The sequence below is a fragment of the Devosia sp. A16 genome, from assembly GCF_001402915.1.
Taxonomy (GTDB): domain Bacteria; phylum Pseudomonadota; class Alphaproteobacteria; order Rhizobiales; family Devosiaceae; genus Devosia_A.
The window spans coordinates 3,901,120-3,914,470 of the sequence record NZ_CP012945.1; the positions used below are offsets into that span (position 1 = coordinate 3,901,120).

The 13,351-nt window shown below is 65.9% G+C and carries 10 protein-coding genes and 1 tRNA gene; 7 read left to right on the forward strand and 4 right to left on the reverse strand.

Translation table 11 applies throughout. From position 1 onward, the window contains the following. Nucleotides 1–268 precede the first annotated feature (268 nt). Nucleotides 269–342, reverse strand: a tRNA-Gln gene (locus APS40_RS18710). Nucleotides 343–866: 524 nt separating this feature from the next. On the opposite strand from APS40_RS18710, the gene APS40_RS18715 reads away from it, so the two are divergent. Both APS40_RS18715 and APS40_RS18720 read left to right on the forward strand, forming a co-directional pair. Beyond that, a complete protein-coding gene (locus APS40_RS18715) occupies nt 867–1,790 on the forward strand; it encodes a Ppx/GppA phosphatase family protein (protein WP_055048495.1) in 924 nt (307 codons plus the stop codon). Continuing rightward, nucleotides 1,790–2,503: an RlmE family RNA methyltransferase gene (locus APS40_RS18720; protein WP_055048496.1), complete on the forward strand. Its 714-nt coding sequence runs from the start codon at nt 1,790–1,792 to the stop codon at nt 2,501–2,503. The genes APS40_RS18715 and APS40_RS18720 overlap by 1 nt, the downstream gene beginning before the upstream one ends. Before the next feature lie 213 nt (nt 2,504–2,716). Here APS40_RS18720 and APS40_RS18725 read toward each other — a convergent pair whose 3' ends face one another. Beyond that, entirely contained in the window at nt 2,717–4,114 is a 1,398-nt protein-coding gene (locus tag APS40_RS18725; protein WP_055048497.1) for an MFS transporter, read from the reverse strand. Between the two features lie 11 nt (nt 4,115–4,125). Further along, a complete protein-coding gene (locus APS40_RS18730) occupies nt 4,126–5,532 on the reverse strand; it encodes an MFS transporter (protein ID WP_442855817.1) in 1,407 nt (468 codons plus the stop codon). 173 nt (nt 5,533–5,705) lie between these two features. On the opposite strand from APS40_RS18730, the gene APS40_RS18735 reads away from it, so the two are divergent. Continuing rightward, nucleotides 5,706–7,022 carry a hypothetical protein gene (locus APS40_RS18735; RefSeq protein ID WP_055048498.1) on the forward strand — a complete coding sequence of 439 codons (1,317 nt, stop codon included), beginning with the start codon at nt 5,706–5,708 and terminating at the stop codon, nt 7,020–7,022. Nucleotides 7,023–7,173: 151 nt separating this feature from the next. On the opposite strand, the gene APS40_RS18740 is transcribed toward APS40_RS18735, so the two are convergent. Further along, nucleotides 7,174–9,225, reverse strand: coding sequence for an elongation factor G (locus APS40_RS18740; protein ID WP_055048499.1), 2,052 nt, complete (start codon nt 9,223–9,225; stop codon nt 7,174–7,176). Nucleotides 9,226–9,636: 411 nt separating this feature from the next. Between APS40_RS18740 and guaB the strand changes: the two genes are divergently transcribed. The 4 genes from guaB to APS40_RS18760 are packed head-to-tail and all read left to right on the forward strand — an operon-like array spanning nt 9,637 to nt 13,320. Then, on the forward strand, nt 9,637–11,139 hold the full coding sequence (gene guaB / locus APS40_RS18745) for an IMP dehydrogenase (protein ID WP_055048500.1): 1,503 nt from the start codon (nt 9,637–9,639) through the stop codon (nt 11,137–11,139). A gap of 9 nt (nt 11,140–11,148) precedes the next feature. Beyond that, entirely contained in the window at nt 11,149–11,565 is a 417-nt protein-coding gene (locus APS40_RS18750; RefSeq protein ID WP_055048501.1) for an MAPEG family protein, read from the forward strand. 58 nt (nt 11,566–11,623) lie between these two features. Next, nucleotides 11,624–12,919: an RsmB/NOP family class I SAM-dependent RNA methyltransferase gene (locus tag APS40_RS18755; protein WP_055048502.1), complete on the forward strand. Its 1,296-nt coding sequence runs from the start codon at nt 11,624–11,626 to the stop codon at nt 12,917–12,919. Continuing rightward, entirely contained in the window at nt 12,916–13,320 is a 405-nt protein-coding gene (locus APS40_RS18760) for a hypothetical protein (RefSeq protein WP_055048503.1), read from the forward strand. The genes APS40_RS18755 and APS40_RS18760 overlap by 4 nt, the downstream gene beginning before the upstream one ends. The last annotated feature ends 31 nt before the right edge of the window (nt 13,321–13,351 follow it).

Here is a 13,351-nt window from a genome sequence, read left to right on the forward strand (position 1 = left end):
CCTCTGAACCATTGCTCTGGTCGGCGCCGATCAAAACCCCCGACCTTGCCTGCTGTTTCACGGCCGCTTGAGATAAACATCTTGGCCGCTGGCGCGACCTCAGCCGATGATCTTCTCGCGTACCAAAGCTGTGCCACGGAGCCGCCGACCCCCTGGAGAAACATTCAGAAACGCACCGAAATCGGCGGCCCACGCTCGGCACACGCCAGGGCTCTCGACCTGCAGTAGCGGCGACCGCTAAATAGCTGATACTTCACAAGGAGAGGGCTGGCTGGGGAACCTGGATTCGAACCAAGATTGACGGAGTCAGAGTCCGCAGTTCTACCATTGAACTATTCCCCAAGCGCTTAGCCTGGATGCCGTCGGCGTGGCCGTCAGCATTTGGTGCGCGCCTTCTAGCGATAATCGATCGTCTGATCAACACCCCTTTTGCGGCATTCTGCAGCGACCTCGATCCGCTCACGCACCGTTCAAGTTTGCGGCAGATTCAGGGCGTTGCGTTGGCTCCGATCATCCTCTACCCTCATTGGCGACACTGAAATATGCCCGCGTCGGGCGCCCACGGCTTCGGCCGGCAGTCGGCGACCGCACGGGGAAATGGAGCAAGGTTGACCGATCAAGATCGGTCCGCCGCCGCAGCCGGGACGGAGCGCCCGGAGCGGCACCGTGACGGGCAGGGCCGAGGCCCGAGTCCGAGCACCGCGAATCCCGGGGGGCAACCTGGAGCTGGCGGAGCGGAGCGGCGGACGCACCCTGCAGGCAATCCCTCGTCGCGCCGGTCGCGAGGCCCGCTCTATGCGGCGCTGGATCTCGGCACCAATAACTGCCGCCTGCTCATCGCCCGCCCGCACGAGAACAGCTTTCGCGTGCTTGACGGCTTTACCCGCATCGTCCGGCTCGGCGAGGGCCTCTCGACCACCGGCCGGCTGTCGGATGCCGCCATGGAGCGGACCATGGAGGCGCTGCGGCTCTGTCGCAACAAGCTGCGCGAACACGAACCGACACGCATGCGCCTGATCGCCACCGAGGCGTGTCGTTCCGCCGCAAACGGCGCCGAGTTCATCGCTCGGGTCGAACGCGAACTCGGTCTCGTGCTCGAGGTCGTCGACCGGCAGACCGAGGCCTCGCTGGCCGTCACCGGCTGCGCCGACCTGATCGAGGAAGCCTCGTCAGGCGCGCTGATGTTCGATATCGGCGGTGGGTCGTCCGAGTTGGCATGGCTCGATTTCCGCGGTGGTCGCCCGCGCCGCCAGGGCCGAATGTCGTCGTCGATCCGTTCCTGGCAGTCCCTGCCGGTGGGTGTGGTGTCGATCGCCGAGAAGTTCGGCGGGGTGAACGTCACCCCCGACACCTTCGAGGAGATGGTGGGTTTCGTCGCCGGCCAGCTTCGCCAGTTCCGCGGGCGCGAAAAACTGCGCCAGATGATTGCCGAGCACCCGGTGCATCTGATCGGTACCTCCGGTACCGTCACCACGCTGGCCGGGCTGCATCTGGGCCTCGAGCGCTACGAGCGCCAGAAGGTCGACGGGCTGTGGATGACCCGTGCCGATGTCGACGCCACCATGAGCGCGCTGCTCGGCATGAGCTTTGACCGCCGTGTTGCTCATCCCTGCATCGGCAAGGATCGCGCCGACCTGGTGCTGCCAGGCTGCGCCATCTTCGAGGCGATCCGCCGCGAGTGGCCGACCGATCGGGTGCGGGTCGCCGATCGCGGACTGCGTGAGGGCATCCTCATTTCACTGATCGACGCCGACCGGGCCGGTCGCGCCAACAATCGCAGGAGCCGCTGATGCCGAAGGGAACAGGGCAGGGGACCGGCCGCCGCTCGGCCACCGATCTCAAGGTGCGGGTGAAGACCGCCAAGGGCCGCAAGATCGGCTCGACCCTGTGGTTGCAGCGCCAGCTCAACGATCCCTACGTGGCGCGCGCCAAGGCCGAAGGCTATCGCTCGCGCGCCGCCTTCAAGATCAAGGAACTCGACGAGCGCTACCACCTGTTCAAGAAGGGCCAGCGCATCGTCGATCTCGGCGCGGCCCCCGGCGGCTGGTGCCAGGTCGCCGCGCCGATCGTCGGCTCGACCGAGGAAAAGCCGCTGATCGTCGGCATCGACTATCTTGAGATGGACCCGATTCCCGGCGTGATCCTGTTGCAGAAGGATTTCAACGACGAGGATGCCCCGGCTGCGTTGATCGCGGCGCTCGGCGGGCACAAGGCCGACATCGTCATGTCCGACATGGCAGCGCCGACGACGGGACATCGCGCCACCGATCACCTGCGTATCATCGCCCTGGTCGAGCTCGCCGCCGATTTCGCCATCCGCGTACTGGCGCCGGGCGGCACCTTCATCGCCAAGGTGTTCCAGGGCGGCACCGAGCACGAACTGCTGCATCTGTTGAAGCAGCATTTCACCACCACGATCCACGCCAAGCCCAAGGCCAGCCGCGCCGATTCTGCCGAGACGTATCTCCTGGCTCGGGGTTTCAAGGGCAACGCGCCGGAGTGAGGGGGTACACGCCGGAGTGAGGGGGTACACGACCGAGGCTTTGCAGGTCCCACAAACTCGGTGTCATCCCCGCGAAAGCGGGGAACTCCGTTTTGCGATCGTGCAAACGGCCAGAAAAACAGAGGTTCCCGCTTTCGCGGGAATGACCCGGTGGGTGGGGAGGTCTAGGACCGAGCCCCACTAATTGCGCTCACGCAGACCATGGTCCCTCGCTCACTCCGCCGCCGCGCCGCTCTCGGCCTGGTGGCTATGCATGCTCGCCGTCCTTGGCACTCTGAGGAAGATCAGGGCGGCGATCAGTGTCACCGTCGCCATGACCCAGAATGCCACGTGGAAATCGTTCAGAGCAGGGGCGCCGCCATGCAGCAGGTGGACGCCCTCGAAAATGCCGCCACCGACTGCGACACCGAAGGCCAGCGACAACTGCACGCTGACCTGGCTCAGCACGTTGGCCTGCCCGGCATCCTTGTCGGAGACATCGGCGAAGATGAAGGCGTTGGTCGTCGTCCAGAACAGCGACTGGAAGAAGCCGGTGACCACCAGCAGCCCGAGCATCAGTGGCGTCGGGGTGTCCGGCGTGTAGAGTCCCATGGCCAGCACGCCGCCGGCGGTGACGGTGCAGGCGATCACCAGCGCCTTGCGAAAACCCCAGCGCGCGATGAAACGCTCGGCCATGAACTTCATGGTGAAGGCGCCGACCGCCGAAGCAAAGGTCACCATGCCGCTCTCGAACGGGTTCAGGCCGAACGCAAGCTGCAGCATCAGCGGGAACAGGAACGGCATGGCGCCGGTGCCGAGCCGGAAGATGGTGCCGCCGATCATGGTCAGGCGGAACAGCGGCTGGCGGAAGATCCTGAGGTCGAGCAGCGGATACTCGGTGCGGCGGAAGTGGAACCAGTAGGCGATTGCCGCCACCACGCCGAGGAACAGCGAGCCATAGCCGAAGCTGGCAGGAAGCGCCGGCAGCGTCAGCACCGAGATGCCGAACACGAGGCCGGCGAAGCAGAGCCCGGCGAGCAGGAAGCCGGTGAAATCCATCTTCCTCGGCTCGTTCCGGTGCCATTCGGGCAGGTACTTGTTGACGAGGATGATGCCGACGATGCCGATCGGCACGTTGATCAGGAAGATCCAGTGCCAGCTGGCGAAGGTGGTGATGAAGCCGCCGATCGGCGGCCCGACGATCGGGCCGACGAGGCCGGGAATCGACAGCCACGCCATGGCGTCGACCAGTTGTTGCCGCGGCGTCACCCGCACCAGCACCAGCCGCGCCACCGGCGTCATCATCGCCCCGCCCATGCCCTGCAGGAAACGCGACAGGACGAACGTCAGCAGCGAATCCGAGATGGCGCAGCACACCGAGCCGAGCATGAACACCACGATGGCCCAGGCGAACACCCGCTTGGCGCCGAACCTGTCGGCCATCCAGCTCGAGATCGGGATGAAGATGGCCAGCGCCACCATATAGGTGGTGAGCGCCAGCTTCAGCGCGATCGGCTCGGTCTGGATGTCGTGCGCAATGGCTGCCAGCGAAGTCGCGATGACCGTCGAGTCCATGTTCTCCATGAACAGCGCCACGGCGAGGATCAGCGGGGTCAGGCGGAGCGCGGACATATCGAACCTGGCTAGAGTGTCGCCGGAACCGGCTTGGCGATGGGCTTTGCCTTGTGACCCGACACGTCGCTGCCCGCGTCGGGCGGCAGCCGCATGAAAGGGATGGCGCTGCAGATGGCGACTGCCGCGACCACGAACCAGGCAATGTGGAAATCGGCCAGCACCAATCCTCCGCCATGCAGCTTCGACGTCACCTCGAGCGCACCGCCCGCTACCGCAACGCCCGCGGCGACGCTCAGTTGCTGGCTCACCGCGTTGATGGCGGTCGCCTGGCTGGCGTGCTCCTCATCGACATCGGCGAAGACCAGCGCATTGACGCCGGTAAAGAAGAACGAACGGGTGAGCCCGCCGAACAGCAGCGCCCCCATCAGCACCCAATGCGGGACCTGCGGAGTGAACAAGCCGTTGACCGCGAGGAAGGTGCAGCCGAGCACGGCCGTCACCATCAGCGTCCGGGGGAAGCCGAAGGCGGCATAGAGCCTTTCGGCCCCGAACTTGGAGAGGATCGCCCCGATCGCAGCAACGAAGGTGGTGAGGCCGGATTCGAATGGCGTCAACCCGAAGGTCAGCTGCAGCATCAGCGGCATCAGGAACGGGAAGGCGCCGATGCCGATGCGAAACAGCGAGCCGCCGATGATGGCGTTGCGGAACAGCGGCAACCGGAACATTTTCGGATCGAGGATCGGGAACGCCGTGCGCCTGGCGTGTCGCAGGTAGAGCAGCCCGGCGATCACGCCGACCACGATCGAGGCATAGCCGGTGATGGTCGGGATGGCCGGCAGGCTGATCACCGAGAATCCGAACATGATGCCGGCGAAGGTGATGGCCGACAGGATCAGTCCGGGCACGTCCACCGGCCGTTCGTTGCGGCTGTCGGCGGCATGCAGGTACCTGGTGACGAGGATCAGCCCGATGATGCCGATCGGCACATTGATCCAGAAAATCCAGTGCCAGCTGAGATAGGTGGTGAGGAAGCCGCCGAGCGGCGGACCGGTGATCGGCCCGATCAGCGCCGGGATGGTGAGCCAGGCCATGGCCGAGACCAGCTCGTTGCGAGGTGTCGCGCGCACCAGCACCAGGCGCGCCACCGGCGTCATCATCGAGCCGCCGATTCCCTGCAGGAACCGCGACAGGACGAACGTCAGCAGCGAATCCGAGAAGGCGCAGCAGATCGAGCCGGCCATGAACACCACGATGGCGACGCGGAAGATGTTCTTGGCGCCGAAGCGATCGGCCATCCAGCCTGACAGCGGGATGAAGATGGCGAGCGCCACGAAATACGCGGTAAGCGCCAGTTTCAGCGAGATCGGCTCGGCCCCGATATCCGCCGCGATCGCCGGCAGCGAGGTCGCAATGACGGTCGAGTCCATGTTTTCCATGAACAGCGCGACCGCAAGGACGAGGGGGATGATGCGCACGGGGGGAGCCTCGAACGAGGCAATGTTAGGATTGAAACTATCGATGTGAGCTTTAAGGTGCGTGGCGCCGCAACGCAACACGTTGCCGGCCCATTAATCGCGCTGGGCCTCGGCGATTGACCCGTTTGGCCAACACGTGGCTTATAGTGGCCACATTTTGTTCGGGTTGAACCATGAAGAGCTTTTCGTCGTCGAGCTTTGCCAGCAATCATGCCGAGGCGCTCGACCTCGCCTTTGCAGCAGTGCAGAAGAACCCACAGGCGCTGTTCACCAATTTCCAGTGGTTTCTCTACGCCGGCAAGGACACGATCTTCTTCACCGCCTTTTCGAAGGAGCGGTTCGACAAGGCGAAGCTGAAGGAACTGGTGGCGCAGGTGGTGGCGCTGGCGCCGCAACTGACGCACGGCTTCGTCGGTGCCCGGCCGGGGCATCCGTTTACCGACACCCAGCTTGAGGCCATCACTTCGGTCGAGCTGGTCGACAGCTTCGAGGGCTATCCGGACAAGTGGCTGTCCAAGAGCGCCGACATCTTCGATCACCCGGACCTGCCGCTGTTCCGCTTCATGGCGGCAACCCTCAAGAACGGTCCCGATGCCGAGGGCCGTATCTCGGTGATCCAAGTGCGGGCCGCGCACTGTGTGCTCGAGGGCTCGGACTCGGCGCTGCTGTCGCGCTCGCAGACCGCCGGGCACGGCATCCAGTCCAACAAGGACAACAAGGTCAGCTTCGGCGATCGGTTCAAAGGGGCGTTGCAGGCCGGCATCGGCGTGTCGCTGCACCTGTTCTTCGCCCACATCCTGTCGCCGCCCGACAAGCCGTTCGGCTTCAAGACCCTGCCGCTGCGCCGTGATCGGCTGCGCCGGCTGGCGAGCCGGCTCGGTGTGCGGCAGCGTTCGCTCTACTTCGCCATCGTCACGCACGCGCTGCATTCCGATACCGATCGTCGCCTCAACGAGGCGGTGATCGCGGCTGCCTACACCATGCTCGACACCCGCCGCACCGATGCCGACGACGATTTCTTTCGCGTTCGGGCGCTGCAGGCGAAGTTCCCCTACAAGGAGGATTTCGTCGAGTACGTGCGCTCGGTCGACGACGTGGTGAGCCAGATCGAGAACAAGGACATCACCTCGTTCCAGACCCAGATACTGGCGCTGTTCGCCATGCACAGGAAGCTCCACAGCTGGTTCCCGTTCCTCTACGGGCCACGCTTCTGGCGCTTCTCGGGGCGTGTCGACACCGTGCTGACCCTGGTCCCGCCGCACCGCACGCTGGGCCCGGTCACCCAATGGATGATGGAGCCGATCTATTGCGGCGCCTATCACCCCGCCTCCAACATCGCCACCTTCTGCCCCGGCCGCGAGTTCATGACGGTCAACTTCGTAATGGAGCAGCGTCACATCGATGCGGTCGAGCGGATCGAGCCGCTGATCGCGAAGGTGGAGGCGCTGGACCTGCCGGAGCCGACGAAAGCCGCGGCTGTCGAGGCTTAACGCTATTGCCAGTGCGTGGGGCACCCCCCCACTCATTCCCTCCCCACAAGGGAAGGGAGGCGATAGTTCTTCGTTCTCGGTTCAAACGTCTCCCTCCCCCTTGTGGGGAGGGATCAAGGGTAGGGGGCCGCGCGCTCCGACCGCTGGGCCCCTAAGCCACCTGCCTCCCGTATTTGCTCGCCACTTCCTCGGCCAGGCGGCCGCCGATCTCGGCCAGGTGGTCGAATTCCTGCTCGAAGCTGCCGACCCCGGCCGTCGCTGACCGAAGCTCGACGATGAGATCCTGCATCTCCGAAGCCGGAACATAGGCGCGGACATCGTCCCAGCCGTCCCAGCCGTCGCGGGTGTCGGAGCCGACGATCTGGCCGCGGCGCCGGGGCAGGATGGCGTTGATCCGCGCCGTCGCCTCGCTCGGGCAGTGCACCGTCACCTCCATTACCGGCTCCAGCAGCACCGGCTCGCATTGCGGCATGCCTTCGCGCATGCCGATCTGCGCCGCCTGGCGGAACGCCATGTCGGACGAGTCGACCGTATGGTACGAGCCGTCGGTCAGCGTTACCGCCACATCGACCACCGGGAAGCCGAGCGGGCCGCCCATACCGAAATACTCGCGCACCCCCGCCTCCACCGAGCTGATATATTGTCGGGGCACCACGCCGCCGGTGATCTTCTCGTCAAAGCCGAGCCCACCGCCGCGCGGCAAGGGCTTGATGGTCAGCACCACATCGCCGAACTGCCCGTGTCCGCCCGACTGCTTCTTGTGCCGGCCGCGCACATTGGCGGATTTGCGGATCGTTTCCCGGTAGGCGATGCGCGGCACCGAAGTGGTGACGGGGACGCCATAGCGTCCGGTGAGCCGTTCGATGACGACGCGCAGGTGCATCTCGCCATGCCCTTCCAGCACCGTTTCGCCGGTTTCCGGCACCTGGGTCAGGTGCAACGACGGATCCTCCTCGAGGATGCGCTGCAGCGCCGTCGACAAGCGGACGTCGTCCTTGCGCTCCCGCGGCGCAACCGCGATAGCCATCATCGGCATGCTCGGAGGCAGTGGCATCAGGTCAGGCACCATGCGGCCGGCAGCAAGCGTATCGCCGGTGCGGGCCGCCTCGACCTTGCCGAGCGCCACAGTTTCCCCCTCCCGTGCAGCGTCACGCTTCTGCGTCTCCTGGCCCGTCACCCGGAAGAGCCCCGAGACCTTGCTTTCGCGTCCATCGGAGGAGCGGAGCGTCGCCCCGTCGGCGACGCTGCCGCTGAGTACGCGCGCCACGCACATCTTGCCGCTGCGGGCCGTCTGCATGGTCTTCATGATCTGCACCACCGCACCGGGCCCGTCGGCGAGCCCGAGGCGGGCGCGGGTCTCCTTCACGGTCGGCGCTTCATGGCGGATCGCCTTCAGCAAGCGCGTGATGCCGTTGCCATGCTCGGCCGAGCCGATGAACACCGGACAGATCTTGCCGGCCCGCATTTCCTCGACCAGATCCTTGAAGATCAGGTCCTTTTCCGGCTGCACGTCTTCGAGCAACTGCTCCATCAGCACGTCGTCGAAATCGGCGATCTGCTCGAGCATGGCGGTGCGCGCTGCAATCTCGTCGGCCTTTTCGCCATCGGGCAGTGCGACGATCTCGCTCTGTTCGGCCTCGTGGTAGACATGCGCCCGCTCGAGCGCCAGGTCGATGCACCCGGTCACCACGCCGCCTTTGGTCATCGGCAGTTGCCGTAGCACCAGCGGCACGCGGCTTGCCGGCTGCAGCATCGTCAGGATGTCGCGGACCTGGCCCGAGAGCTTGTCGATCTTGTTGAGGAAGATGAGGTGCGGGAGCTTGCGCGCTTCGAGGTCCCTGAGGATCAGCTGCAGCGCCGCCACCTTCTTGGGGTCGGCCTCGGCCACCACCACCGCCATGTCGCAGCCGGCCAGCACCGGCAGCGACTCGTACTGGAACTCGACCGAACCGGGGCAGTCGATGAAGGTGTAACGGTCGCCCATGAACTCGGTGTCGGCAACGTTGACCTCGACGCTCATGCCGTTCGACCGGGCTTCCGGCGAGGCATCGCCCACCATGTTGCCGTCCCTGGCGTGGCCTTGTCGGGTAATGGCCCCAGTGCGCATGAGGATTGCTTCGAGCAGTGAAGTCTTGCCGCTCGCGAACGGCCCCACCAGCGCAATGCACCGGGGCCCGGCTTGTCTGCCGTTGTCGTTTGCCATCTACTCCTCCTCGTTCGTGATTTGTTCCTCTGGCGACGTCCTCCCCGGTGCGTGTTCATCGCACCGTCGAGGCGCGTCCGCGAGGATACTGTAGCGCTCCGAGAGGGCGGAGCCAATTGGGCGTAGACGCCTGTGGACGGTGCGGACGCCGGTGGCTGCGGCCCCCCACCCCTGTCCCCTCCCCGCAAGGGGGAGGGAGACCCTCACACTGACATCGTAGTCTGCGTCTCCCTCCCCCTTGCGGGGAGGGATCAAGGGTGGGGGTCAGCGCGCACCAGCCCTGCAGATAACCACCCTTCCCATTCCCCCGCCTCGGTGGTAATCACCCTCGCCAACCCGTGAGCCGGCGACGAGTCGTTCCCGCTCACGGGCTTCCGTTTTTCTGATGCTCAGAAGGGAAGGGCCCGACCCTTGGCGAAGATCATTACTTCCATCACCGGCGATAGCGCACTGACGTTCGACGACGTGCTGCTGCAGCCTGCGCGCTCCGATGTGCTGCCGACCGATGTCGACATCCGCACCCGGGTGACCAAGGACATTTCCCTCAATATCCCGATCCTGTCGTCCGCCATGGACACGGTGACCGAGAGCCGCATGGCCATCGCCATGGCCCAGGCCGGCGGCATGGGCGTGATCCACAAGAACCTCGACATCCTGGTGCAGGCCGAGCATGTCCGCGCCGTGAAGAGTTTCGAAAGCGGCATGGTGGTGAACCCCATCACCATCGGCCCCGATGCGACGCTGGCCGACGCGCTGGCGCTGATGGAAGCCAACCACATCTCCGGCATTCCGGTGGTGGAGAATGGCGGGCAGGGTGGCCGCAAGACCGGCCGGCTGGTCGGCATCCTCACCAACCGCGACGTGCGCTTTGCCAGCAATCCGCGCCAGCGCATCGCCGAGCTGATGACGCACGAGAACCTCGTCACCGTCCGCGACGGCGTCAGCAAGGATGAAGCCAAGCGGCTGCTGCATGCCCATCGCATCGAAAAACTGCTGGTGGTCGACGACGAGGGCCGCTGCGTCGGGCTGATCACCGTCAAGGATATCGAGAAGGCGCAGCTCAACCCCAACGCCGTGAAGGATGCGCAGGGCCGCCTCCGTGTGGCAGCGGCGACCGGCGTCGGCGACGCCGGCTTCGAGCGCTCTCTGGCGCTGATCGATGCCGGTGTCGACCTGCTCGTCATCGACACCGCGCACGGCCATTCGACCGGGGTGCTGAAGTCGGTGGAAAGGGTGAAGCGCGAGAGCAATTCCACCCGCATCGTGGCCGGCAATGTCGCGACCGCCGAGGCCACCCGGGCATTGATCGATGCCGGCGCGGATTCGGTGAAGGTCGGTATCGGCCCCGGCTCGATCTGTACCACCCGCATCGTCGCCGGCGTCGGCGTGCCGCAGCTCGCGGCGGTCATGGCCTGCGCCGAGGAAGGCGACAAGCACGGCATTCCGGTCATCGCCGACGGCGGAATCAAATTCTCAGGCGATCTGGCCAAGGCCTTGGCGGGCGGCGCTTCCTGCGCCATGGTCGGTTCGCTCCTCGCCGGCACCGACGAGAGCCCGGGCGAGGTCTACCTCTACCAGGGCCGCTCCTATAAGTCGTATCGCGGAATGGGCTCGGTGGGCGCCATGGCGCGCGGTTCGGCCGATCGCTACTTCCAGCAGGAAGTGAATGACAGCCTGAAGCTGGTGCCCGAGGGCATCGAGGGCCAGGTGCCCTACAAGGGCGCCGCCGGCAATGTCCTGCACCAGCTGGCGGGCGGCCTCCGCGCCGCCATGGGCTATACCGGTGCGCCGACCCTGCAGGCCTTCCGCGACAATTCGGTATTCGTGAAGATCTCCGGCGCCGGCCTCAACGAGAGCCACGTGCACGATGTCTCGATCACCCGCGAAAGCCCGAACTACCGCGGCGGCAACTAAGGCGTCGCAATGGCGCCCTGGCTGATTGCCGCCATCCTTACCCAGGGCGCACTCGCCCTGGGGCTGCTCTGGTATCTCGGCACCATCCGCATCCCGATGGTGATGCGGGGCGAGGTGCGGATCGATGACATCGCGCTCGAGCGCAAGGGATGGCCGAAGCGCGAATGGCAGGCCTCGAACGCCTTCGACAATCAGTTCCAGTTGCCGGTGCTGTTCTATGTCGGGGCCGGGCTGGCGCTGTACTTCGGCCCAACCAGCCTGGAGGTTGCGCTGGCCTGGCTGTTCGTCGTGACGCGCTATGCGCATGCCTTCGTGCATATCACCGACAACCATGTGATCCGGCGCTTCGCCGCCTATTTTGCCGGGCTGCTGCTGCTCTGTCTGTTCTGGCTCGACCTCGCGGTGCGGCTGGTCCTGTCGCTGTAGCGCCCTTGATCCGCGTGCCGCATCGTGTCACGGACGCGGCTGAACTGAGGATCTTCCCATGAGACTGCCCGGCCGGATCGCCGCCGCCATCGATGTGCTTGCCGATATCGATGCGCATAAGCGCCCGGTGGCCGAGGCGCTGAAGGCCTGGGGGCTCAACAACCGCTTCGCCGGCGCCGGCGATCGGGCCGCCATCGGCAACCTCGTCTATGACGCGCTGCGCCGGAAAAGCTCGCACGCCTGGGCCATGGGCTCGGACGCGCCGCGGGCGCTGGTGCTGAGCGTCGTGGTGCGCGAATGGGGTGAAAACACCGACGAGCTCAACGCGAGTTTCGGCAGCGACCGCTTTGCGCCGGCTCCGATCGATGCCGCTGAGGCGGCAAAGCTCACTGCTGCCGATCCGCTTGCCGGGGCGCCCGACAATGTGCGGGGCGACGTCCCCGAATGGGTGGCCCCGCACCTCGCCGAGAGCTTTGGCGCCGATTGGGTAGCCGAAGCGCACGATCTCTCCGGGCGGCCACCGCTCGACCTGCGCGTCAACACGCTGAAGGCCAACCGCGACAAGGCGCTGCGCGCCCTCAGTCGTTTCGCGCCCGATACCGCAGCGATCATTCCCGAGGGCATCCGCTTTCCCGCCGGCGCGCGCGACAGCCGCACGCCCAACGTGCAGAGCGAGGAGGGCTACATCAAGGGCTGGTTCGAGGTGCAGGATTTCGGCAGCCAGATGGTCGCGGCGCTGGCCGGCGTGCGCGGGGGCGAACAGGTGCTGGACCTGTGTGCCGGAGCCGGCGGCAAGACCCTCGCCATGGCCGCCGCGATGCAGAATCGCGGCCAGATCTTCGCCTATGACAGCGACCGCACCCGGCTTGCTCCCATCTACGACCGTCTGAAGCGCGCCGGCGTCCGCAACGTGCAGGTGCGCCCACCGGGTGAGGGCGTGCTCGACGACCTCGCCGGCAAGCTCGATCGGGTGGTGGTCGATGCTCCCTGTACCGGCTCGGGCACCTGGCGCCGCCAGCCGACCGCCAAATGGAAACTGACCCCGGAACAACTCGCCGTCCGCGTCGAGGAACAGCGCGCCATCCTCATCGACGCTGCCAGGTACCTCAAGCCCGGCGGCACGCTGGTCTACATCACCTGCTCGGTGCTACCCGAGGAGAACGGCCGGCAGGCTGCGGCCTTCCTTGCAAGCAACCCCGACTTCACCGCGATCGCCGGCAACAAGCTCTGGATGAGCCAGTTCTCCGGCGCCAAGGTCCGCGCCCGCTTCTCGCCGGAGGGCGGGGTGGCGCTGACGCCGCATCTCACCGGCACCGACGGTTTCTACGTCATGGCGATGGAGAGGCGGCGGTGAGCCGCGACGATGCCGCCGGCTTATCGCCGATGCTGGTTTTCGTGCTTGGCTCGATCGCCTTTGTGCTGATCGTCGGCGCGGTGATCTGGTTTGCCCTGCCGGGCGCCGCCGCCCGCCACCATTTCGTTTCGCCATCGGGACGCGTCGCGCTCGACATCGGCGAGCAGTGCGGCGAAACGGCCTGCGAGCGCAGCATCGTGGCCGAGACCACGGCAGCGGACGGCAGCAAGTCGCGCCGTGCCTGTCGGGTCGATCTTACCGAGGCTCATGCCGTTCTGCCCAATGCCTATCCGCTATGGGCCGCCGACGAACGAAGTGTCGAGATCGTCTACGCCGACGCCGGAGGGCAGGGCGGCAAGTACCCGCTGGATTTAATGGCGGATTGCCCGCAGGCCGAGTGAAACTTGCTGCTGCCCCCGCACGTTACTGGCG

Bases quoted from the DNA above. Each gene is read 5' to 3' on its own strand.
- APS40_RS18735 (WP_055048498.1), top strand. From the start codon at position 5,706: ATGAAGAGCTTTTCGTCGTCGAGCTTTGCCAGCAATCATGCCGAGGCG.
- APS40_RS18725 (WP_055048497.1), bottom strand. From the start codon at position 4,114: ATGTCCGCGCTCCGCCTGACCCCGCTGATCCTCGCCGTGGCGCTGTTC.
- APS40_RS18750 (WP_055048501.1), top strand. From the start codon at position 11,149: ATGGCGCCCTGGCTGATTGCCGCCATCCTTACCCAGGGCGCACTCGCC.
- APS40_RS18720 (WP_055048496.1), top strand. From the start codon at position 1,790: ATGCCGAAGGGAACAGGGCAGGGGACCGGCCGCCGCTCGGCCACCGAT.
- APS40_RS18755 (WP_055048502.1), top strand. From the start codon at position 11,624: ATGAGACTGCCCGGCCGGATCGCCGCCGCCATCGATGTGCTTGCCGAT.
- APS40_RS18740 (WP_055048499.1), bottom strand. From the start codon at position 9,225: ATGGCAAACGACAACGGCAGACAAGCCGGGCCCCGGTGCATTGCGCTG.